This is a genomic window from Kitasatospora sp. NPDC096147 (assembly GCF_044763225.1).
Lineage (GTDB): Bacteria > Actinomycetota > Actinomycetes > Streptomycetales > Streptomycetaceae > Kitasatospora.
On the sequence record NZ_JBIWFX010000002.1, the window covers coordinates 707236 to 728637 of the forward strand.

The 21402-nt window shown below is 74.7% G+C and carries 18 protein-coding genes; 10 read left to right on the top strand and 8 right to left on the bottom strand.

Annotated features, from left to right (window positions below; translation table 11 throughout):
- Nucleotides 1-12: 12 nt before the first annotated feature.
- Nucleotides 13-708 (bottom strand): hypothetical protein, encoded by a 696-nt coding sequence (locus ACIRBX_RS08725; RefSeq protein ID WP_402294726.1) that lies wholly within the window; start codon nucleotides 706-708, stop codon nucleotides 13-15.
- 236 nt (nucleotides 709-944) lie between these two features.
- On the opposite strand from ACIRBX_RS08725, the gene ACIRBX_RS08730 reads away from it, so the two are divergent.
- The 3 genes from ACIRBX_RS08730 (at nucleotide 945) to ACIRBX_RS08740 (ending at nucleotide 4589) form a co-directional block, all read left to right on the top strand.
- Nucleotides 945-1778 carry an RNA polymerase sigma factor gene (locus ACIRBX_RS08730; protein WP_402294727.1) on the top strand — a complete coding sequence of 278 codons (834 nt, stop codon included), beginning with the start codon at nucleotides 945-947 and terminating at the stop codon, nucleotides 1776-1778.
- The gene (locus tag ACIRBX_RS08735) at nucleotides 1775-2911 is read left to right on the top strand and encodes a hypothetical protein (protein WP_402294729.1); all 1137 of its coding nucleotides are present in this window, start codon (nucleotides 1775-1777) and stop codon (nucleotides 2909-2911) included. The genes ACIRBX_RS08730 and ACIRBX_RS08735 overlap by 4 nt, the downstream gene beginning before the upstream one ends.
- A 97-nt stretch (nucleotides 2912-3008) precedes the next feature.
- A complete protein-coding gene (locus ACIRBX_RS08740) occupies nucleotides 3009-4589 on the top strand; it encodes a protein kinase (protein WP_402294730.1) in 1581 nt (526 codons plus the stop codon).
- 61 nt (nucleotides 4590-4650) lie between these two features.
- Here the strand turns inward: ACIRBX_RS08740 and ACIRBX_RS08745 are convergent, their stop codons facing one another.
- From ACIRBX_RS08745 to ACIRBX_RS08760, 4 genes are all read right to left on the bottom strand, one after another.
- A complete protein-coding gene (locus ACIRBX_RS08745; RefSeq protein WP_402294731.1) occupies nucleotides 4651-5193 on the bottom strand; it encodes a potassium channel family protein in 543 nt (180 codons plus the stop codon).
- The gene (locus ACIRBX_RS08750) at nucleotides 5190-6524 is read right to left on the bottom strand and encodes a hypothetical protein (protein WP_402294732.1); all 1335 of its coding nucleotides are present in this window, start codon (nucleotides 6522-6524) and stop codon (nucleotides 5190-5192) included. Before ACIRBX_RS08750 ends, ACIRBX_RS08745 begins: the two co-directional genes overlap by 4 nt.
- 158 nt (nucleotides 6525-6682) lie before the next feature.
- Complete coding sequence (gene tatA / locus ACIRBX_RS08755; protein WP_402294734.1) at nucleotides 6683-6967, bottom strand: Sec-independent protein translocase subunit TatA; 285 nt, start codon at nucleotides 6965-6967, stop codon at nucleotides 6683-6685.
- A gap of 160 nt (nucleotides 6968-7127) precedes the next feature.
- Entirely contained in the window at nucleotides 7128-8693 is a 1566-nt protein-coding gene (locus tag ACIRBX_RS08760) for an MFS transporter (protein WP_402294736.1), read from the bottom strand.
- 85 nt (nucleotides 8694-8778) lie between these two features.
- Between ACIRBX_RS08760 and ACIRBX_RS08765 the strand changes: the two genes are divergently transcribed.
- The gene (locus ACIRBX_RS08765) at nucleotides 8779-9381 is read left to right on the top strand and encodes a TetR/AcrR family transcriptional regulator (RefSeq protein WP_402294737.1); all 603 of its coding nucleotides are present in this window, start codon (nucleotides 8779-8781) and stop codon (nucleotides 9379-9381) included.
- 77 nt (nucleotides 9382-9458) lie between these two features.
- Nucleotides 9459-9728, top strand: a complete 270-nt coding sequence (locus tag ACIRBX_RS08770) for a hypothetical protein (RefSeq protein ID WP_402294739.1) — start codon at nucleotides 9459-9461, stop codon at nucleotides 9726-9728.
- Nucleotides 9729-9836: 108 nt separating this feature from the next.
- Here ACIRBX_RS08770 and ACIRBX_RS08775 read toward each other — a convergent pair whose 3' ends face one another.
- The gene (locus ACIRBX_RS08775) at nucleotides 9837-10994 is read right to left on the bottom strand and encodes an acyl-CoA dehydrogenase family protein (RefSeq protein WP_402294741.1); all 1158 of its coding nucleotides are present in this window, start codon (nucleotides 10992-10994) and stop codon (nucleotides 9837-9839) included.
- Between the two features lie 198 nt (nucleotides 10995-11192).
- Here ACIRBX_RS08775 and ACIRBX_RS08780 point away from each other — a divergent pair, with 198 nt between their 5' ends.
- Entirely contained in the window at nucleotides 11193-12449 is a 1257-nt protein-coding gene (locus ACIRBX_RS08780; RefSeq protein WP_402294743.1) for a TetR/AcrR family transcriptional regulator, read from the top strand.
- Here the strand turns inward: ACIRBX_RS08780 and ACIRBX_RS08785 are convergent.
- Nucleotides 12428-12745 carry a hypothetical protein gene (locus ACIRBX_RS08785; RefSeq protein WP_402294745.1) on the bottom strand — a complete coding sequence of 106 codons (318 nt, stop codon included), beginning with the start codon at nucleotides 12743-12745 and terminating at the stop codon, nucleotides 12428-12430. The two genes, ACIRBX_RS08780 and ACIRBX_RS08785, sit on opposite strands and share 22 nt — an antisense overlap.
- 317 nt (nucleotides 12746-13062) lie before the next feature.
- On the opposite strand from ACIRBX_RS08785, the gene ACIRBX_RS08790 reads away from it, so the two are divergent.
- Both ACIRBX_RS08790 and ACIRBX_RS08795 read left to right on the top strand, forming a co-directional pair.
- On the top strand, nucleotides 13063-14988 hold the full coding sequence (locus tag ACIRBX_RS08790; RefSeq protein WP_402294747.1) for an ATP-binding protein: 1926 nt from the start codon (nucleotides 13063-13065) through the stop codon (nucleotides 14986-14988).
- The gene (locus ACIRBX_RS08795; protein WP_402294749.1) at nucleotides 14985-17303 is read left to right on the top strand and encodes a hypothetical protein; all 2319 of its coding nucleotides are present in this window, start codon (nucleotides 14985-14987) and stop codon (nucleotides 17301-17303) included. Before ACIRBX_RS08790 ends, ACIRBX_RS08795 begins: the two co-directional genes overlap by 4 nt.
- A gap of 107 nt (nucleotides 17304-17410) precedes the next feature.
- On the opposite strand, the gene ACIRBX_RS08800 is transcribed toward ACIRBX_RS08795, so the two are convergent.
- Nucleotides 17411-18436 (bottom strand): cation diffusion facilitator family transporter, encoded by a 1026-nt coding sequence (locus ACIRBX_RS08800; protein ID WP_402294750.1) that lies wholly within the window; start codon nucleotides 18434-18436, stop codon nucleotides 17411-17413.
- A gap of 124 nt (nucleotides 18437-18560) precedes the next feature.
- On the opposite strand from ACIRBX_RS08800, the gene ACIRBX_RS08805 reads away from it, so the two are divergent.
- Both ACIRBX_RS08805 and ACIRBX_RS08810 read left to right on the top strand, forming a co-directional pair.
- Nucleotides 18561-19223: a DedA family protein gene (locus tag ACIRBX_RS08805; RefSeq protein ID WP_402294752.1), complete on the top strand. Its 663-nt coding sequence runs from the start codon at nucleotides 18561-18563 to the stop codon at nucleotides 19221-19223.
- 312 nt (nucleotides 19224-19535) lie between these two features.
- Nucleotides 19536-21347, top strand: a complete 1812-nt coding sequence (locus tag ACIRBX_RS08810; protein ID WP_402294754.1) for a threonine/serine exporter family protein — start codon at nucleotides 19536-19538, stop codon at nucleotides 21345-21347.
- Nucleotides 21348-21402 lie beyond the last annotated feature (55 nt).

The window sequence follows — 21402 nt, forward strand, 5'->3', positions numbered from 1 at the left end:
GGGTGGTGCGGGTCAGAAGAGCCAGAGCTCCCGCCCGAGCGTGTCGGTGCAGCGCACCTGGACGAAGCGCTCGTCGCCGCCCGCCAGGAAACCGGTGGCCACACCGGTGAGCACCTCGTACGCGACTGGGTCGGAGCGGCTCCAGGCACCCGTCAACACCAGCGTCTTGCCGTCCAGTTCGGCCCGCTGGATGCGGGCCACGGCGGCGGTCAGCAGGGCCGCGTTGACCTCGTCCAGCTCGGCGGGGGAGAGGTAGGTCTCGCCCGCGCCGGGGGCCCCGGCGGTGGCGGCGGCCAGTCGGCGGCGCAGCTCGGGCAGTCCGTAGTGGCGGACGGCGGCGATCGAGTCCTCCACCGCGACCAGCCAGCGCGGTCCGGGGGCGATCTCCCAGCAGACCTCGTCGTCGACCGGCATCAGCTCGCCGATCCGGGCGTGCCAGAGCTCGCTGCCGTCCGGTGCCCAGGGCTCCGGCGGGGCGACCGGCAGCAGGTGGTCCCGCTCGGCGGTCGGCTTGGCGGCGAGCGAGAGGTGGACCGTGTAGCGGAGCGCGTGCGCGTCGGCGTCCACCACCCGCACGCCCACCTGCGCCCAGTGCAGCGGCGCCGGGAGGAGGAAGACCTGCCGCTGGTCGGTGAGGCCCATCGCCCGCAGGGCCGGCGCCAGGTGGTAGCGCAGCCCTTCGGCGAAGAGTTCCCGGGCAGCCGTCATCGCAGGTCCTTGCAGGTGGGGGGTGATGGTTCGTTCACCTCCAACGCTAGGTCGGCGGACCGGCCCCCGGCTGTGGGCCAAGGGCGGCGCCCGGCGGGCCCTTGGTCCCGTCGGGCCGGGCCGTTCCTCCTCACCGCACCGACGTGCTCACCACCCCGTCCGGTCACCTCCGCTCCCCGGGACCGGAGCGGCCGAACCGGTCCGGATCGGGCCCGCGATGGCGCATGATGTGGCGGGTGCACAGCTCCCACCACCGACCCGGCGGCCTGCCGCCCGACCTCGCCGAGGCCGTCCTGGCGGCCCAGCGCGGTGACGAGGAGGCGTTCCGCCTGCTCTTCCGGACGGTCCAGCCCGGTCTGCTGCGCTACCTGCGGGTGCTGGTCGGTGGCGGCCCGGAGGACGCGGAGGACATCGCCTCCGAGACCTGGCTGCAGATAGCCCGCGACCTGGGCGGATTCCGGGGTGACGCGGACGGCTTCCGGGGCTGGGCCGCGACCATCGCGCGGCACCGCGCCATGGACCACCTGCGCCGGGTCCGCCGCCGGCCGATCGCCGACCTGCCGGAGGCCTACCTGGCCGAGCTGGCCGCCGCCGAGGACACCGCCGGGAGCGCGGTGTCGGCGGTCTCCACCGCCGATGCGCTGGCCCTGATCGCCGAGCTGCCGCCGGACCAGGCCGAGGCGGTGCTGCTCCGGGTGGTGGTCGGTCTGGACGCGGCCGGGGCCGCCGCCGTCCTCGGCAAGCGAGCCGGCACGGTCCGGATGGCGGCCCACCGGGGCCTGCGCCGGCTGGCCGCGCGACTGGAGGGCGAGGTACCGGCCGAGGGCTTCCCGGCCCGCCGCCGCAAGGCCGTCGAGCCGCACCGGCAGCCGGTCGAACCGCGCCGGGAGCCGCGTGCGGGCCTGCACCACCAGCCCGCCGCCGTACCGCCGCAGGCCGGGAAGGGGCGGCAGCCGCGCCGCCTCGGACGGGCCGCCCGCCCCGAGCCGGAGTCCGGGACCGAAACCGGGGAATCCTTTCCGCCGGGTGTGACGCCCGAGCAGCCCGTGACGCTGAAGGACATGAGATGAGCACCAACCGATCCCGCCGGATCGACCGAGCCACCGCCGAGCGCCTGCTCGGCGGAGCCCCGGGCACCCGTGCGGCCGGTCCGGACCGACTCGCCGACCGCACGGCCCCGCCGGGCCGTGCGGCGCTGGCCGGGCTGCTCGCCTCCGCGGCTGCCCCCGAAGCCGACGGCGGTGAGCAGCCCGGCGAGCAGGCAGCCCTGGCGGCCTTCCGGGCGGCGCACCCCGCCCCGGTCACCGGCCCCGCCCGCCCCCCGGTCGCGGCACCGCCCGCCGCGCACACCCCCGCTCCCCGGCACGGCCCGGCCGGGCCCGGACGTCTCCGGGTGCGGGCGTTCAGCGCCAGGGCCGTGCTGGTGGCCTGCGTGGCCACCGCGCTCGGCGGGGCCGCGGTCGCGGCCGGCACCGGCGGTCTGGCCCGGCTCCCCGGGCTGCCCGGCGGCCTCGGTGGCGGTGGCCGGGCCATCCAGGCCCAGCCGCTCGCGCCGTCCTCCTCGGCCCCGTCCCCGTCCTCGTCCTCCCGGGGCGGCGCCGGGCACCGGACCGGCGGCAGCCCGAGCCCGGGGTCCGGCCCGAGCGCCGGCCCGTCCGGCTCCGTCCCGTCGCTCCCGCAGGGCTTCGGCACCCCGCACTCACCCGGTCCGACGCCCGAGGCGGGCGGCACCACCCCGGGAGCGGTCCCCGCCACGCCTTCTGACGGTCCGTCGGAGGGCGGCGGCGGAGGGTCGGCCACCGCCACCCGGGCCGAGCTGGCACAGCTCTGCCACGACCTGGCCGAGCGGCCGGCGGAGGGCGAGCGGGGCGTGTCCCCGCTGACCGAGCCGAGGTTCGCCCCGCTGGTCGCGGCGGCCGGCGGGGCCCAGGCCGTGGCGGGCTACTGCGCGGCCCGGCCGGACGCACCGCCCGCGGCCACCGACCCGGCCACCGATCCGGCCCCGGCGAACGGGACCAAGCCCTCGCCCTCCACCTCGCCTGCCGAGGGCCGGGGGAAGGGCGGCACCAAGTCCCCCACCGAGAGCGGCAGGCCGGAGAACGGCAACGGCAAGGGCGGCGGCAAGGAGGAGGGGCAGGACGAGGCGCCCGAGCAGCCCGCCGCCGGCCCCGCCACCGAGGACACCGGCCGGCTCGTCCGGTGACCGGCACCCGGATCGCCCACCGGGCCAACCGCTATCGTGCACGGGTGCGCGAGCACCGGGCCGTCTCGGCCACGCGGAGTGGAAGGGAGTGGTCGAGGTGATCGGCCGGATACTGAACGGGCGTTACGAGCTGGGCGAGGTCCTCGGCGTCGGCGGCATGGCCACCGTCCACCGGGGGTACGACCACCAGCTCGGCCGCCCGGTCGCGGTGAAGCTGCTGAACGGCGGCCTGGCCGACGACCCCCGGTTCGCCGAGCGCTTCGCACAGGAGGCCCAGCACGCCGCCCGCCTGGTGCACCCGAGGATCGTCACGGTCTTCGACTCCGGCGTGGACCAGGGCTCGCCGTACATCGTGATGGAACTGGTCGAGGGCCACCCGCTGAGCCGGCTGATCGCCGACACCACCTGGCTCCCGGTGGAGCGGGCGGTCGGGATCGCCTCGGCGGTCTGCGAGGCGCTGGAGGTCGCGCACGCGGCAGGCCTGGTGCACCGGGACATCAAGCCGGGCAACATCATGATCACCCAGGACGGCGGGGTGAAGGTGGTGGACTTCGGGATCGCCCGGGCCGGCTCGTCCGGCGCCCAGCTCACCCAGGCCGCCCAGGTGCTCGGCACCGCCTCCTACCTCTCCCCGGAGCAGGCCACCGCCAGCCCGCTGGACGGCCGCTCCGACCTCTACTCGGTGGGCTGCGTGCTCACCGAGATGCTGACCGGCGCACCGCCGTTCGGCGGGGACAACTCGGTGGCCATCGCCTACCAGCACGTCGGCACCCAGCCCACCCCGCCGTCCTACCGCCGCCCCGGGCTGACCCCGGCGCTGGACGCGGTGGTGCTCCGGCTGCTCGCCAAGAACCCGGCCGACCGCCCGGCCGACGCCGCCACCGCCCGGGCCGAACTGCTCGCCGCCGTCCCGCTGCACGCACCGGCCGACCGCACCAGCGAACTGCTCGCGGCCACCCAGGTGATCGCCCCGGTCCCGGCCCACCTCCTGACGGGCGGTCAGTTCCCCCCGCCGCCCCGGGCGACCTCGGTCCTGCCCCCGGTCCCGCAGCACTTCGCCCAACAGCCCTACGCCGCCCAGCCGTACGGCTCGCACCACTCCCAGGACTCCCACGACTTCCACGACGCCCCCGACCACGCCGACCAGCGGCCCGCCCGCCGGCGGAACCCGCTGCTGTACGCCGGCGCCGGGGTGGTCGCGCTGACCGGCGCGGCGGTGGTGGCGCTGCTGACCATGGGCGGCCCGGACGACGGCACCCCGAAGGCGTCGGCCCCGAAGGCGGCCGCGGCCGCCTCGGTCGCCCCGTCCCTCGCGTCGAGCCCGAGCCCGAGCCCCACTCCGACCCCGACCCCGACGCCCACCCCCTCGGCCAAGACCTCCCCGAGCGCCAAGCCCTCGCCGAGTGCGAAGTCCGGCCCGGCCGCCGCGCTGGCGCTGCTCCGCTCCAGCGTGGCGCAGAGCGACTTCGACCGGGACCGGGACCGGCAGCAGGATCTGCTGGAGCGGCTGGACGAGGCCGCCGACGCACTGGGGGACCGTCAACCCGACGACGCCGCACGCTCCCTGAAGGAGGCCCAGAAGATGGTCCGCGACCTGGGCAAGCGGCACGCCATCGACGGCGACACCAGCCTGCTCTGGCAGGCCAAGATCGGCGCGGTCATCGCCCTGGTCGGCTGACCTCCCGTCAGCCCGGCCCGCACCGGCCGGCACTGGCTCGCACCGGTCGGCACCGGGCCGGTCAGTGCCGGTGCCCACCGCCCCCGCCGCCCCGTGCGGTGGCGCGCTCGGCCAGCCGCTCGTGCAGGCGCCGGCTGACGGTGGTGGCCCCGGCCGTCAGGAAGACCAGGGTGTAGAGGATCTGCAGCATCACCACCACCCGGGCCGACTGCCCGGTCGGGGTGACGTCCCCGAAGCCGACCGTGGCCAGGGTGACGACGGTGAAGTAGAGCGCGTCGATCCGGGTGGCCAGCCCGCTGAACTCGCCCGCCAGCGCGTAGTAGGTGGAGGAGAAGACCACCAGGGTCAGCGCGCTGAGCAGCAGGATCGCCATGGCCGGCCGGCCGGGCAGCCCGAGGTACTCCCGGCGGATCTCCCGGAGCAGGAAGAGCGCGAGCAGGCAGAGCGCCCCGGTGAAGGTCAGCCAGCTGGGCACCGGATGGTGCGGCCCGAAGACCCCGAGCGGGACCAGGAAGTACGCGGTCAGCAGCAGCACGGCCCCGCCGACGCCGTACAGCAGACCCACCAGGTCGAACCGCCGGGCGGGGTCGGTCCGACGGATCACGGCCCGGCCGCCCCGTCCACGGGCCGGTCCGGCGGTCCGCCCGGCTGCCCTTCGGGCCGTTCGCCCGGCAGCCCTTCGGGCCGTTCGTCCAGCAGCTCCAGCAAGCCCAGCGCGGCGAGCAGCGCCAGCCCCAGCCAGGCCACCACCGCCCCGGTCGGGTAGCTCCAGAACAGCAGCGCCAGCGCGCACCCGGCCACCGCCGCCCATCCCAGCCACGCCTTGTACCGGTGGACGAAGCGTCCGACCGGCCCGAGCCGCAGTCCGGCCCGTCCGGCGGTGGACCGGACGGCGCCGAAGCCCGCCGCCCAGACCCGCCGGACACCGGTCGCCCGCCGGCCGGGCCCGGTCAGCCAGCTGCCCAGGGCGACGAGGACGCCGAGCACCAGCACCGTCCGCACGCCGGTGTGCAGGTAGCGCACCAGGGCGTCGAAGACGGCTGCGGCGGCGTCCTGGCTGACGCCGGCCGGGAGCCGGTCCAGGTAGAAGGCCCGGCCGACGGTGAGGGCCAGACCGAGCAGGGCCGCTCCGCCGGCCACCAGCAGGGCGGCGGTGACCAGGGCCCGGCGCCGCCGTCCGGCCAGCAGGACGCCGCCGGCCGCCACCAGCACGGTGAGCACCGGCAGCCAGAAGCCGGCCAGGTCGAGCAGGCGGAAGCCGGTCCGGGCCTTCGGCAGGGCGTCCGACTGCACCAGCACGTAGTCGGTGTGCACCTCGGGGATCTTCGCGGCCACGCCCAGGCCCTCGCTCACCAGCCGGTCCTTCACCTGCGCGATCACCGGTGCCAGGTCCAGCGTCACGGTGTCGCCCCGGAGTTCGACCGCGCCGCCGCCCTTCCCGGTGAGCATCCGGTCGACGGCGGCGTGCGCGTCCCGGTTGACGGTCACCCAGGCGGTGGCGAAGGCCGGGCTGTCCACCACCCTGGCCACCCGGTCGTGGACGAAGCCGGTCAGCCCGTCGGTGAGGGTGGAGCCGAGGGCGCCGAGTGCCTTGTCCAGCAGCGGCCGGTCGTCGGGGGCGACCTGCTCCAGCAGGGTGCTCACCGGCAGGTGCTTCATCACTTCGGCGGTCACCCGGTCGGTCACGGCGGCCCGGACCGCCGGGTCCTCGGCCAGCGGCGCCATGGTGGCGACGTACCGGTCGGTGTCGCCGACCTCGGCCCTGGTCCAGGCGGCGACCACGCTCAGCGGGGTGAGCACGGCGGCCAGCAGCACCAGCAGGACCGCGAACGCCGACCTGACCCGGTGCCGCCGGGGCGGGGCCTGCCGCTGCTCCAGCGCGGCGAGTCGCTGCCGCAGCTCCTCGACCTCGGGGTCGGGGGTCGGGTCGGCCATCCGTTCCTCCCGGTGTGCGCGTCGGTGCACACCAGCAGATACCAGGATGAATCCGACGGCCAGTCAGCCGCCGGGCCCCGAACGCAGAAGACCGGGCCGCCGGCCGTCCCGGAGGGGACGAGGCCGGCGGCCCGGTGCGGACCGCGCGTGGTGGCGGGTCAGATCTTCTTCTGCTGGGCGCTCGGGTCGGCGGCCTTGGTGATGACCGTCGGCTCGACCGCGGGCTGCCGGGGCTGCTCGGCGGCGGTGCTCTGCGCCGTGCCCTCGGCCGCCGGGGCGGGCTGGCCGTCCTCCTCGCGGAGGGCCTTGGTCTCGGCCTTGAGGATGCGCATCGACTTGCCGAGGCCGCGTGCCATCTCGGGCAGCTTCTTCGAGCCGAAAAGCAGGATGACGACAGCCAGCACCACGAGGAGGTGCCAGGGTTCCAGACCGTTGCGCAGCATCCCTGACCACCGGTCCCTTCGGATTACTCGCTGTTTCGTGGGTCGGGCGAACTTGCCCCACCTCGGCCAGTATGCATGGCGCGCCGGGCCGACGTATACAGCGGTCCTGAAACATCGGACGAAAACCAGGTGTTCACACGAGGTTTGGACAATTCGCGGTCTAGACCAATTCCGACTGCCGGGCGCCGTCCTCGGCCGTCTCCGGTGTGTGGGCGGGAACGGGCAGGTCACCCAGCATGCGGTGGGCCAGGAAGGCCCCGAGCAGCATGGTCAGCAGGCCCACCACGGCGGCCAGGTGCATCCCGTCGGTGAAGGCCTCCCGGGCGGCGGTGAGCAGTTGTCCGCCGAGCCCGTCGGGCAGCTGGCCGGCCACCGTGACCGCCCCGCCCAGGGTGTCCCGGGCCACCTCCGCGAGGTCCGCCGGGAGCCCGGCGGGCAGGGTGTCGTCCAGCCGGGCGGAGTAGACCGCCGCACCGGCCGCACCGAGCAGCGCGATCCCGAGCGAGCCGCCCAGCTCGGTGGCGGTCTCGGAGACCGCCGAGGCGGCGCCGGCCTCCTCCGGCGGTGCGGCCGAGACCACCAGCTCGGCGGTGAGCATCATGCTCGCCACCGTCCCGGCGGCGAGCACGCCGGCCCCGGTGAGGATCAGTGCCAGCGGGGATCCGGGCTGCACCTGCGTCATGATCGCGAACCCGGCGGCGGCGACCACCAGACCGCCGGCCAGCCGGACGCCCGGCCGTACCCGGTCGGCCAGCGCCCCGGACGCCCCGACCGTGGCGAAGACCCCGACGCTCGGCAGCAGTGCCCACAGCGAGGCGGTCAACGGAGCCATGCCGCGCACCAGTTGGAGGTACTGCGAGGTGTAGAGGGTGAAGCCCATCATGGCCAGCATGGTCACGGTGTTGACCACCACCGCACCGCTGAAGGTGCGGTTGCGGAACAGTCCGAGGTCGACCAGCGGGGTGGCCGCCGTGCGCAGCCGCCACACCAGCGCGGCGCCGAGCAGCGCCCCGGCCAGCAGCGCCAGCAGGGCACCGGTGCTCCACCCCTCCACCGCCAGGTGCTTGACGCCGTAGACGGCGGGCAGCACGGCGGCGGCCGAGAGCAGTGCGCCGGGCAGGTCGAACCGGCCGGACTTCGGGGCCCGGTACTCCGGGAGCAGCAGCGGGGCGGTGAGCAGCACCAGCACCATCACCGGGACGGCGGCCAGGAAGACCGCGCTCCAGGTGAAGTGGTCCAGCAGCAGCCCGCCGGCCACCGGGCCGAGGGTGGCGCCGGCCATCATCGCGGCGCCCCAGGCGCCCATTGCGGCCTGACGCTGCTTCGGGTCGTGGAACATGTTCCGGATCAGCGCCAGGGTCGAGGGCATCAGGGTCGCCCCGGTGATCCCGAGCAGCGCCCGGGCCGCGATCAACTGCCCGGCACCGTCCGAGGTGGCGGCCAGTACCGAGGCGGCGGCGAAGCCGGCCGCGCCGGCCATCAGCAGCCGGCGGCGGCCGATCCGGTCGCCGATCGCGCCCATCGGGATGAGCAGCCCGGCCAGCAGGAACGAGTAGATGTCCATGATCCAGAGCTGCTCGGTGCCGCTCGGGCGCAGCTCGGTGCTGATGAAGGGGACGGCGAAGAACAGGATCCCCATGTCCATCGCGATCACGAGGGTCGGCAGGAGCAGGACGGCGAGGCCCGTCCATTCGCGGCGGCCGGCGAGGCCGTGGGTGGTGGTCACGAGGAAGACTGTACGAGCGTTTGAGACGAGTGTCTAGTACAAGCGTGCAAGACGATCGTCTGGGACGGGGCGTACGCTTCGGGCCATGGGAAATCGTGAGGATCTGCTCGACGGGGCCAAGCGCTGCCTGGCCGAGAAGGGCTACAGCCGCACCACCGCGCGGGACATCGCCACCGCCGCCGGGGTCAGCCTGGCCGCGATCGGCTACCACTACGGGTCGAAGGACGCGCTGCTCAACGAGGCGATGATGGCGTCCGTGGCCGGCTGGGGTGACGCCGTCGAGGCGGCCACCGCCGGGGCGCCGACCGCGCCGCGCGAGCGGTTCGTGGTGGTCTGGGACGCGATCAGGGCGGCCATGGTCGAGTACCGCGGCATCTGGGCCGCGCAGTTCGAGGTGATCGCGCGGATGGACGACGTGCCCGACGTGCAGGCGTCCTTCGCCGGGGTCCAGCGGCTGGCCCGGCTGGAGATCGCCCGGATGGTGGGCGGCACCGAGGGGATCGGGGGGCCGGACGCCGCGGGGACCGAGGACGACGTGGTGCTCGGCGCGTTCTACCAGGCGCTGCTGGCCGGGGTGGTGACGCAGTGGCTGGTCGATCCGGCGCAGTCCCTGACGGGGGAGCAGATGCTGCGCGGCCTGGAGCTGGCGGCCGGCCGGGTGCTGGGGGCGGGGCCGGACGGCGGCTGACGGTGCCTCACCCCTGATGGCCGAGCGGACCGGCGCTCGGCGTGCGGCCCGCCCGGGGCTGGCCGAGGGTGGGGGCCATGGCGACGTATCAGAAGTTCATCGGCGGGTTCGAGGTCAACCGGGGTCTGCTGGTCACCGGCGTGGCGCTGACCGGCGCGGCGGCGCTGGTCGGTCTCGCGGGCACCGCGATGGTCGGGGCGGCGCTGCTCTCGGCCGGGCGCGGCTGGGTGCGGCAGTTGGAGACCCCGCCGGGCGAGCTGGCCCAGCGCACCCTGCACCAGGCCCGGGCCGCCTCGATGGCGGGCTGGGACGCCTGGCGCACGGAGCACCCCGGGCACCACAACTGACGACCGGCGGACGGGGGATGGGCAGCGGGCCGATGGGGGAGCGGCCCGCTGCCGGACGCCCGGCGGCCGATGTCGTGGGGGACACCGCCGGACGTGGTCGGTGGGGAGCTACAGGCCGAGCGACTTGGCGACGATGGTCCGCATGACCTCGCTGGTGCCGCCGTAGATCCGGAAGACCCGGTTGTCCGTGTAGAGCCGGGCGATCGGGTACTCCAGGACGTAGCCGTAGCCGCCGTGCAGCTGGAGGCACTTGTCGACCACCTGGGAGGTCGACTCGGTGCAGAACAGCTTGGTCGCGGCGGCGTCGGCCACCGTCAACTCCCGGTTCTGGTACAGCTCCAGGGCCTGGTCCACCATCGCCTGCTGGGCCAGCACCTGCGCCTGGCAGTCCGCGAGGGTGAACTTGGTGTTCTGGAACTCGGCCACCGCCTGGCCGAACACCTTGCGGTCCTTCACGTAGCCCACCGCGAAGCGGACCGCCGCCGCGGCGGTGGCGTACGCGCCCACCGCGATGGCCAGCCGCTCCTGCACCAGGTTGTGGGTCAGGTAGCCGAACGCCTTGCCCTCCTCGCCGAGCAGGTCGCCGACCGGTACCTTCACGTCGGTGAAGGAGAGCTCGGCGGTGTCCGAGGTGCGCAGGCCGATCTTCTTCAGCTTGCGGCCGACCGCGTAGCCCTCCGAGGTGGTGTCCACGCAGAGGATGGAGAGCCCGGCCCGGCGGTCGGCCGGGTCGTACGGGCTGGTGCGGCAGATCACCAGCACCAGGTCGGCCAGCACGCCGCCGGTGATGAAGGTCTTGGCGCCGTTCAGGACGTAGTGGGTGCCGTCCTCGGACAGCTTCGCGGTGGTGGCGATGCCCGCCAGGTCGGAGCCCGCGCCCGGCTCGGTCATCGCGATCGCGGTCATCAGGTCGCCGGAGACGAAGCCCGGCAGCCAGCGCTGCTTCTGCTCCTCGGTGGCGTACTCCAGCAGGTAGGGCAGCACCAGGCCGGTGTGCACGCCGGAGGAGCCGAAGGTGACGCCGGCCCGGGCGCACTCCTCGGCGACCACGGCCTGGTACTTGAAGCCGGTCTGGCCCGCGCCGCCGTACTCCTCCGGGACCTCGATGCCGTAGACGCCGAGCGTGCCGAGCTTGCGGTAGAAGTCGCGGGGCGGGTGGCCCTCGGTCTCCCAGCTCTCGTAGACCGGCACGACCTCCTTGGCGATGAAGTCCCGGATGGTCTCCCGGAACGCCTCGTGGTCCTCGTCGAACACGGTGCGGCGCACGGCGGCGCTCCCTTCGTGGCGGCCCGGAGTCGGCTCCGATGCGGCTCTGATCGCGGGTCAAGTTAATCGCCGGTAGCTTCCGGTGTCCAGCACTTCGTCCGCCGGTCCGTCCGGTGTTGGGGCTTCGGACGGCCCGTCAAGTGAATCGTTGCTAGCCTGGCCGGACGGTTTCGCGGAGGGCTTCGGCGGGGGGCGGCAGTGGCGACGAGGCGGTCGCCGGGGCGGAAGGCGCAGATCCTGGCCGTCGCGGCGGAGCGGTTCCACCGGGACGGGTACCACCGGGTCTCGATGGCGGAGCTGGCCGCCGAGCTCGGGGTCACCGCGCCCGCGCTCTACCGGCACGTGCCGGGCAAGGCGGAGCTGCTCCGTCAGGTGCTGGCCGCCGAGCTGGCCGCGCTGCGCGGCGCGGTCCGGGCCGGGGCGGCCGGGGAGGCGGGGCTGCGGGCCGCGCTGGCCGCCGCCGCGATCGACCACCGGGCGCTGGGCACGCTCTGGCAGCGGGACGCCCGGCTGCTGCCACCGGCCCACCGGGCCGGGCTGCGCCGGGAGTTACGGGCCGAGGTGGCCGTGATGGCCGCCACCGTACGCCGCTCCAGGCCCGAACTCTCCTCCGCACAGGCCGGTCTGCTCTGCTGGTCGGCGCTCTCCGTGCTGGCCGCGCTGTCCCACCACACCTTCGCCCCGTCCCGGCAGCGGTTCGAGCGGCTGCTCGTCGAGCTGACCGGGGCGGTGCTGGCGGCCCCGCTGCCACCCGCCGCCGTCCACCGGCCCGCCCCCGTCCGGCCGGTGGCGCCGCCGTCCCCATCGGCCGGGCGCCGGGAGGAGCTGCTCGGTGCGGCCGTCCGGCTGTTCCACCGGCACGGCTTCGACAACGTGACCACCGACCGGCTGGGCGCCGCCGTCGGGATCGCCGGGCCGAGCGTCTACAAGCACTTCGGCACCAAGACCGAGCTGCTGGCCGCCGTCCTGACGGACTGTCGGGACCGGCTACGGCAGGAGGTGTCGGAGGTGCTGGCCGGGGCGGACGGCCGGCCGGCGGCCGATCCGCACGCGGCGCTGACCGCCGGGCTGCACGCGTACGTGGACTTCGCCCGGCGGCACGGCGACCACCTGGGGGTGATGGTGAGCGAGACCGAGCGGCTGGCGGCGCCGGACCGCCGGGCGGCGGTGGACTTCCGCCGGGCGTTCCTGCGCAGCTGGGTGGAGCTGCTCCGGCGGGTCCGGCCGGAGTACGGCCGGGCGGAGGCCCGGATCCGGGTGCACGCGGTGTTCGCCCTGGTCAACGACGGGGTGCGGGGCGGTTGGGCCGGGCCCGACCTGACGCAGTGTCTGACCGATCTCGCCGGGGCGGTGTCGGGGCTGCCGGGCCTGGACACGGTACAGGGGCGGGCCCGGTCGGGCCCGCCCCTGCGGGGTGCTCAGGACGAGGTGGGTCAGTACAGCACGAACGGGTAGTACACCGAGTGCGTGAACGCGCCGTTGCCCTGGATCACGCCGATGCCGCCGGAATTCCCGGCCACCCCGGCGCTGTTGTTCTGGTTCGAGGCGCCCGAGCCGGTGGCCGCCTGCTGGGTCGCGTTGCCGTTGCCGTTGACGCTGCCGACGATGTTCCCCGAGCCGGTGTTGCTCACCACGCTGCTGTTGGAGCCGTGGGTGGCGCCCGCGCCGTTGTCGGCGTGGGCGGTGCCGGCTCCGAGGAGCAGAATGGCGCCGAGGGCGGTGACGGTGGCGGCTGCGCGAATTCGGGACACGGTGGTCTCCCTGCTAACTGGTGCGAATGTGGCCCGTACGGGGTGGCCGCCCCGCAACGTGCCGGTGTCTGACGTCGCGTGATCAGCATTCCCCAGTCGGCCGATTGACTTCAATGGGTCCTCGCCCGGTTCGCCCGAACGAGTCACGGCCCTGCCGTGGGGCGGGTCGGCGGCAAATGCCGAAGGCCGTCACTCCGGTTCATTTCCCCCCTCCTGACCTGCGGGGCTCCCGGGCAGGAGGCGGACAACTCCGGGCCAGGTAACGGTAAAGCGAAAAACCTAGTAGGCGGATTGTCCGACTGGCAGACTTAGGCCTCATGTCGGAAGACCTTGAGCCCGGTCGGCAGCCGGAACGGAATCTGCGAACGACCGAGGTCGACCTCGGGGGCCTGGTCGGAGTGTTGGCCACCCACCTCTACTCCACCCCCCTGGTGGCCCTTCGCGAACTCGTCCAGAACGCCCACGATTCGCACACCCGAAGAAGCCTGGAGGCCCCGGGCAGTGCCGGTGGTGCGGTGATCCGGGTGAGCGCCGATCCGGCCCGCCGGACCATCGCGATCGAGGACTCCGGCGCGGGCCTGACCGAGCCGGAGATCCACGCCTACCTCGCCACCGTCGGCACCGGATACACCAGACTGCTAAGGGAATTGACGGGCAGTCAGGAACTCATCGGAGCATTCGGACTCGGCTTCCTCTCCGCCTTCTCGATCGCCGACCGGGTCGTCGTCACCACCACCTCGCACCGCGAGCCCGGCGTCGGCCACCGCTACACCAGCCGCGGCGGCGAGCAGTACTCCGTCGAACCGGTGCCGCCGAGGGCCACCCCGGGCACCCGGGTGGAGCTGCTGCTCAAGCCCGAACACGCCCGGCTGGCCGACGAGTACACGCTGCGCGAGGTGCTCGTCCGGTACTGCGTGCTGCTGCCCGTCCCGGTGCTGGTCGGCGCCGATCCGGAGCCGGTGAACGACGTGCCGGTGCCCTGGCGCCGGGAGGCACCCCGGCCGGCCGGCGGCCTGGAGGCCGCCCGGCTGCACTTCGCCACCGCCTTCGGCCGCCGGTTCCCACCGCTGGCCACCCTGCCGGTGGCCCCGGTGGACGGCGCCAGCGACGCCGTCGGCCTGCTCTGGGTGCAGGACGGCGGCACCTACGGCTCCACCGACAACCGCGAACTCGCGGTCTACCTGCGCGGCATGCTGCTGGCCGAGGACGCCCGCGACCTGCTGCCCTCCTGGGCCGGCTTCATCGGCGGCGTGATCGAGTCCGACCTGCTCACCCCCACCGCCAGCCGGGAGGACCTCCAGCGGGACGGGCACTACCGCGCGCTCCAGCAGGTGCTGACCGACGCCATCGTGGACGGCCTGTACGAGACCGCCCGGCTGCACCCCGCCACCTGGCGGCGGATCCTGGCCCGGCACGGTCAGGAGCTGCTCGGCGCCGCGCTCTGCGACGACCGGCTGTTCACCCTGCTCGCCGACGACGTGCCGGTGCCCACCTCGCAGGGCGAGCTGACGGCCGGCGCGCTGCGGGCGGCCGGGGACGGCGCGGTGCACGTGGCGCTCGGCTCCGAGGGCGGCTTCGAGGAGATGCTCTACCGGGCCATGCAGGTGCCGATCGCCCGGGGCGACCGGTACGCGGTGCTGCCCTTCCTGCGCCGGTACGCCCGCCAGCGCGAGTGCCGGCTGGTCGAGCTGGGCGGCGAGAGCGGCAACCGCGAGCTGTTCCGCGATCCCGAACAGCCGCTGACCAGCGAGGAGTCGGGCTGGCTGACGGCCGCCCTGACGGACCGTGGCGAGCAGCTGGTGCCGGCCCGCTTCGACCCGCCGGGGCTGCCGCTGGTGCTGGTGCCGGACCGGGAGGCGGAGCTCAAGGCCCGGCTGGAGGACGACCAGGCGGAGGCCCGCATCCCGGCCGCCGCGCTCCGGCTGGCCCGGGCCTTCACCGGCCGGACCGACGGCAGCGTCCGGGCCCGGCTCTACCTCAACCTCTCCGCTCCGGCGGTCCGTCAACTGCTGGACGCCTACCGGGCCGGGCACACCGGCAGCGCCACGGCGGCCGGGCTGCTCCGCTCGCTCAAGGTCATCATGGCTGCGGCCTCCGGCTCCGCCACCGGTGACCTGACCGCCGCCCTGGGCGGCATCGGCACGGCGGTGGCGGCCCTGACCGCCGCCGTCCCGTCCGCCGCCGCGCCCACCACCCCCCGATCCGCCGACGCCGGTGCTCCGGCCGAGGGAGAGGACGCATGACCACCGACATCTGGGCCTGGGTGCACGACAGCCACGGCCGGCTGGTGGAGGCCGGCCACCACCGGCTGGCCACCGCACTGGCCGAGATCGCCGGCCACGCCGTCGAGGGCCGGAACGAGCAGCTGGACGCGGTCTTCCCGGAGGCGCTGGCCTCGGCCCGGGCGCTCGGCCTGCCGTGGGTGGAGGTCTTCCTGCGGCACTGGCGCCTGCAGAACCTGCTGAACAAGCGTCACCAGGGCGAGGCCGCACTGGCCGAGGCGGTCTCCCTGCTCGAGTACGCCCACCGCCCGGAGACCGAGGGCTGCCCGCAGGCGGTCTGCGCCGTCCAGGACTTCACCATCTGCCACGCCAACATCGACGGCCCCGGCTACGTCCCCGAGCGGCTCGCCGTGCTGGAGGAGGCGCTGGAGCGGGTGGAGCCGGCCCGGGCCTGCTTCGACTGCCTCTCCCGGGAGTACGCGGACACCCTGGAGGACGCCGGCCGGCCCGAGCAGGCGCTGGCCCACCTGGACCGGGCCCAGGCCCGCATCCTGGCGGCCGGGGAGCAGGTCTCGCTGGCCTTCGGCCACGGCCGGGCCTCCGCGCTGCACCGGCTCGGCCGCCACCAGGAGGCCCTGGAGGCCTACCGGGTGGCCGAGTTGGCGCAGGTGGCGGCCCGCCGCCGGCTGGACGAGGACGACCGCCGCAAGCTCGCGGTGGGCCGGGCCCTGCAGTACGCGGCGCTGGGCCGCCGGGAGGAGGCGCTGGCCCAGCTCCCGGACCTGGAGGAGGCCGAGAGCTACGCCGACATCCGGCTGCGCTGGGCTGCCGCCGTGGAGCTGCTGGCCGGGGCCCGGGCCTACCCGAACGACCCGGAGCTGGGCGTCCGGCTGGCCCACTGGGTCGGGTACCTGGACGCGGCCGGCTCCCACCGTCCCTGCCTGGACCTGCTGTTGATCGCCGGCCGGTTGGCGGTGGCGCGCGGTGCCCGCGAGGTGGCCCGCACCCTGGTCATCGCCGGCCAGCGCAAGCTGTCCCAACTGCGCAGCACCGCAGGGGTGTCCGGTCAGCTGGCCGCCCTGCGGTCGGCCGTCGAGGCCCTCCCGCTGCTGGAACTCCCGGTCCCGGTCGGCGAACTGGCGCAGTGGCTGGCCGACCACCCGGCCGCCGCCAACGGCGAGCGCGCGGCCGACCTGCTGGCCGTCGCCCACGCCGCCGACCCGCACGGCGGGCACCTGCCCGCGCTGGCCGGGGTGCTCGGCGGGCTCGGCCACGCCCGCGCCGCCGCCGGACTGCTCTGGGAGCAGCTCGACCTGACGCCGGGTGACGTCCCGGTGGCCGACCTGCTGGCGGCCACCCTGATCGAGGCCAGGGACGGCGAGGGCGTGCGGCGCCTGGCCGACCGGCTGGCGGCCGGCAGCCCGGCCGAGGCGCACTGGGTGCGGGCCCGCTGGGCCGCCGCCGAGGGCCGCTGGGCCGAGGCGGCCGAGCGCTGCGCGGCAGTGCTGGCCCGGGACCCGTCCCGGCCCGCCCCGCGCCGTCTCGGCGCCGCCGCCGCCACCCGGCTGGGCGACTACCCGACCGCCCAGCGGCTCTACCAGGAGCTGCTGGCCCTGTCGGACGGCGTGGAGGACCTGCACCAGGAGACCTGGCCCGCGGACCTCTGGCACCTGGTCACCGTGGCCACCGTGAACCGGGACTGGCCGGTGGTCCGGGAGGCCGGGGCCCTGCTGGGCCTGGAGTTCGAGGAGGACGAGGGCCCGGTGGACGAGGACTGGCAGCTGGTCACCGTCCGGGCGCCGCGCAGCGACGGCACGGTGGCCGAGCTCTCCGCCCTGCGCACCGGCCCGGCCACCGCCCGGATCCTGCCGGTGCTCGGCGACGACCTGCCGCTCAACCACCACGACGTGGTGGTCTTCGGACCGGCGGTGCAGAACCCGTCCCCGGACGAGGACGGTGCCGAGTGGCGGCCCGCCTTCGACCTGCTCACCCTGCTCGACCCGGCCGGCTACACCACCTGGTGGCTGGACGGCGCCTGGCCCGGCACCACCACCTGGACCGCCCTGCGGGAGGCGCTGGCGGACGCCGGGTACGGGCTCTGGGTGCACAGCGGGGAGGGCTACCTGATCACCGATCCGGACACCCCGGGCGGCAGCCTGCGCGGCGTCTACGCGGCGGTCGGCGTCCCGCCGCTGGCCACCGCCGCCGAGGCGGACGCGGTGCTCACCACCCTCACCAAGGGCTGGCCGCACCCGCTCAGCTGGCCCGAGCTGGCCGCCGCCGCCGGAGCCGACCAGGCACCCCACCTGGACGTGCTGCGGCGCTACGGCCTCTGACCCACCGGCTGCCTCCGACCCCACCCGGGTCGTCGGTCCGGGCCGATCTGGCGTCAGGTTCCGACCTGGCGTCAGGTCCCGATCCGTCGGGCCGGGCCGACCCGGCGTCAGGCCGGGGTCCCGCGCTTCGCCCCGGGCCCCGGCGTGGGGTCGAGGAACACCCGGGTCACGGAGGGGAGCTCGGCCCGGATCGCCCGCTCGGCGGCGTCGCAGGCCAGCTCCACCTCCGTGGCGGTGGCCAGCTCGGAGAAGTCCACCTTGGCCGCCACCAGCACCTCCTGCGGGCCGTGCACCACGGTGACCAGCTCCAGCACCGCCCGCACCTGCGGTTGGCGGCGCAGCGTCTCCTCGATCCGGTCCTCCAAGGGCTGCGGCAGCGCCCGGCCGATCAGCAGCGAGGCGTTGTCCCGGGCCAGCACGTAGGCCACCCAGGCCAGCAGCAGCCCGATCAGCAGCGAGGCGGTGCCGTCCCAGACCGGCGAGCCGGTCAGCTGGGCGCCGAGCAGGCCGCCGAAGGCCAGCAGCAGCCCGGCCAGTGCGGCCGAGTCCTCCAGGAAGACCGCCTTGAGCGCGGTGTCCGGCGTGTGCCGCAGGTACCGGGCCGGGCCGACCCCGAACCGCCTTCCCTCGCCCCGCACCTGACGGTACGCCCGGCGCAGCGAGATCCCCTCCAGCAGGAAGGCGAGCGCGAGCACCAGGTAGGAGAGCGCCGGGCTGCCCAGCTCCTCGCCGTACCGCAGGGTGTGGATGCCGTCGTGCACGGAGAACACCGCGCCGCCGACGAAGGTGGCGAAGGAGGCGAGCAGGGCCCAGAGGTAGCGCTCGCGCCCGTAGCCGAAGGGGTGCGCGTCGTCGGCCGGGCGGGAGCCGCGCTTGATCGCCGCGTACAGCAGCAGCTCGGTGACGGTGTCCGCCAGCGAGTGCGCGGCCTCGGAGAGCATCGCGCTGGAGCCGCTGAGGGCCCCGGCCACCGCCTTGGCGGCGGCGATCCCCAGGTTGCACAGCCCGGCCACCACCACCGTGCCCAGGCTCTCCTGCTCCTCGCCCTGCTCCTCGCCGTTCTCCCGACCCCGACCCCGACCCCGGTCCTGCTCCTGGTCCTGGCCCCGGCCCTCGCCCTCGACGGTGCTCATGACGGGTCAGTCTGCCCGGTATGCCCGTTGTAGGCGGCTCATCAAGGGGTCTGCTTGGCGAATGCTTTACCATTTCATTGCCAAGGTCCGATCCTCCCGAACCCTGCCCGAGGAGCCACCGACCGTGACCAGCCTTGCCCTGGGCCCCTCCTGGCTCGATCCCGACCACCTGATCTCGACCTTCGGTCTGATCGGGATCCTGGTGATCGTCTTCGCCGAGTCGGGTCTGCTGATCGGCTTCTTCCTGCCCGGCGACTCGCTGCTCTTCACCGCCGGCCTCCTGGTGGCCGACGGCACCTACCTCAAGCAGCCGCTCTGGCTGGTCTGCACCCTGATCGTGGTCGCGGCGGTGGTCGGCGACCAGGTCGGCTACCTCTTCGGCCGCAAGGTCGGCCCGAGCCTGTTCCGGCGCCCGGACTCCCGGCTGTTCAAGCAGGAGAACGTCGAGAAGGCCGCCGCGTTCTTCGACAAGCACGGCCCCAAGGCGATCGTGCTGGCCCGCTTCGTCCCGATCGTGCGGACCTTCACCCCGATCGTGGCCGGGGTGAGCCGGATGAACTACCGCACCTTCGTGCTCTACAACGTGATCGGCGGCGTCCTCTGGGGCGCGGGCGTCACCGTGCTCGGCTACTTCCTCGGCCAGATCCCGTTCGTCCGGGAGAACATCGAGGCGATGCTGATCGGCATCGTCCTGCTCTCGGTGCTCCCGATCGTGGTCGAGGTGCTCCGGGCCCGCCGCGCATCCAGGAAGGGCGCCGACCAGGACCGCGAGCGGATCGCGGCCTGACGCCCCCTCACCCCACGAGCCGGGTACGACGGCGGTGCTCACCGTCGTACCCCCGCAGCCTCCGGCCGTCCCCCCAGCCGGAGGCTGCTTCGCGTCCGCCCCCCGACGTCCCGTCAGGTCCCGCCCGGCGGCCGGTCGCACGCGCCGTTCATCCGGGCCCGGTGTCCGGTCACCGTCCCTTCGCCCGCTCCCCCTCCCGCCGGGGTCGGCGGTCGGGCAGGATGTGCCTCCCGCCCGCCGCAGGCGTTGTGCATCCGCGCACGTCATCAGGCAAGGTGGGACCGACGATCACACGTGCGGGACGGAGCGGCAGTGCCGAAGCGGGGCCGGGGACGAGCGGGCGGCGGAGCCAAGAAGGTCAGGGGCGGCCGGCCCCAGCGGCCTGCGCCCAAGCGGTCCGTACCGCCCAGGCAGGCCCCGCCCACCGAGGGGCTGCTCGGCCCCGCCGCCCCGCCGGTCGAGCAGCCGCACCCCATCCCGCTCGCCCCCAAGCCGCAGCAGACCGAGGGCCTGCTCTCCCCGGCCGAGTCCACCGGCGAACACGCCCTCCCCGGCCACGGCTCCGAGGACACCCTCACCCCCGAGCTCTGGCGCGCCGTCTCGATGGAGCAGACCGTCGAGATCGACGTCCAGGCGCTCCGTCAGGGCGCCCCCGGTGCCGCTCCCTGGCCGGACCGGATGCGCACCCTGCTCCGCACCCCGATGGCCGAGCGTCCCAAGTACGAGCGCACCCAGCCCGAGCAGAAGCCCGAACCCGCCGCCGTCCGCAAGAACGTCCCCCGCGTGCTCGACCTGACCCTGCGGATCGGCGAACTGCTGCTCGCCAGCGGGGAGGCCGCCGAGGACGTCGAGGCCGCCATGCTCGGCATCGCGCACGCCTTCGGCCTGGACCACTGCGAGCCGCAGGTCACCTTCACCCTGATCGGCATCTCGCACCAGCCGTCCCTGGTCGAGCCCCCGGTCACCGCCGACCGGGTGGTCCGCCGCCGCACCTCCGACTACACCCGCCTGGCGGCGGTCTACCGCCTGGTCGCGGACATCACCGCCGAGCGCCTGACCGTCAACGACGCCTACCGCCGGCTCGCCGAGATCCGCCGCAACCGGCACCCGTACCGGTCCTGGCTGCTCTCCCTCGCCACCGGCCTGCTGGCCGGCGCGGCCACCTTCCTGGTCGGCGGCAAGGTGGACGCCAAGGCGTGGCTGGTCTTCGCCAACGCCTTCGTGGCCGCCGTGCTGGGCGACAAGCTGGCCTCGGCGATCGCCCGGCGCGGACTGCCGGAGTTCTACCAGTTCGTCATCGCGGCGATGCCCGCCGCCGTCTCCGGGATCATCCTGTCGCTGAACCACCTGGGCCTGCGCGGCTCGGTGGTGATCACCGGCGGGCTGTTCGCGCTGCTGCCCGGCCGGGCCCTGGTGGCCGCCGTGCAGGACGGTCTGACCGGCTTCTACATCACCGCCGCGGCCCGCCTGCTGGAGGTGCTCTACCTGGTCGCCGGCATAGTGATCGGCGTGATGCTGGTGCTCTACACCGGCTCCAAGTTCGACCCCAAGCTGAATCCGAGCGAGAGCCTGATCGGCATCAGCAGCCCGCCGATCCAGCTCTGCGCCGCGATGGTGCTGACCCTGGCCTTCGCGATGCTGCTCCAGACCAGCCGCAGAAACCTTCTTCCGGTGGTGCTCAACAGCGGCATCGGCTGGTCCACCTACGGCGTGCTGGCCTACAACGCCGACACCTCCCCGATCGTCGCCACCGGTGTGGCGGCGGGGGTGGTCGGCCTGTTCGGCCAGCTGATGGCCCGTTACAACGCGACCTCCTCGCTCCCGTACGTGACCGCCGCGATCGGTCCGCTGATGCCCGGTTCGGCGCTCTACCTCGGGATGCTCGCCTTCACCCAGAACAACCCGGTCGGCGGGGTGGTCCAGGTCGGCCGGGCCGCCACCCTGGCGCTGGCGCTCGCGGTCGGGGTGAACCTCGGAGGCGAGGTCGCGCGTCTGACCATGAAGATGCCCAGCACCCTGGGCGGTCCCGGCAGCCCGCTGCGCGGACCCGGCACGGCGGGCGAGCGCCTCGCCCCGTACCTGCTGGTGCCCCGCCGGGCGGCCAAACGCACCCGGGGCTTCTGACCCGTCGTCAGGATGCCGAAGGTCTGTGGTGGGTGTGGTGAGCAGCGAACGAAGA

What these genes read in the sequence shown, in the direction of transcription:
- ACIRBX_RS08725 (WP_402294726.1), bottom strand. Translation starts at nt 708, where the DNA reads ATGACGGCTGCCCGGGAACTCTTCGCCGAAGGGCTGCGCTACCACCTG.
- ACIRBX_RS08735 (WP_402294729.1), top strand. Translation starts at nt 1,775, where the DNA reads ATGAGCACCAACCGATCCCGCCGGATCGACCGAGCCACCGCCGAGCGC.
- ACIRBX_RS08750 (WP_402294732.1), bottom strand. Translation starts at nt 6,524, where the DNA reads ATGGCCGACCCGACCCCCGACCCCGAGGTCGAGGAGCTGCGGCAGCGA.
- tatA (WP_402294734.1), bottom strand. Translation starts at nt 6,967, where the DNA reads ATGCTGCGCAACGGTCTGGAACCCTGGCACCTCCTCGTGGTGCTGGCT.
- ACIRBX_RS08765 (WP_402294737.1), top strand. Translation starts at nt 8,779, where the DNA reads ATGGGAAATCGTGAGGATCTGCTCGACGGGGCCAAGCGCTGCCTGGCC.
- ACIRBX_RS08770 (WP_402294739.1), top strand. Translation starts at nt 9,459, where the DNA reads ATGGCGACGTATCAGAAGTTCATCGGCGGGTTCGAGGTCAACCGGGGT.
- ACIRBX_RS08790 (WP_402294747.1), top strand. Translation starts at nt 13,063, where the DNA reads ATGTCGGAAGACCTTGAGCCCGGTCGGCAGCCGGAACGGAATCTGCGA.
- ACIRBX_RS08795 (WP_402294749.1), top strand. Translation starts at nt 14,985, where the DNA reads ATGACCACCGACATCTGGGCCTGGGTGCACGACAGCCACGGCCGGCTG.
- ACIRBX_RS08800 (WP_402294750.1), bottom strand. Translation starts at nt 18,436, where the DNA reads ATGAGCACCGTCGAGGGCGAGGGCCGGGGCCAGGACCAGGAGCAGGAC.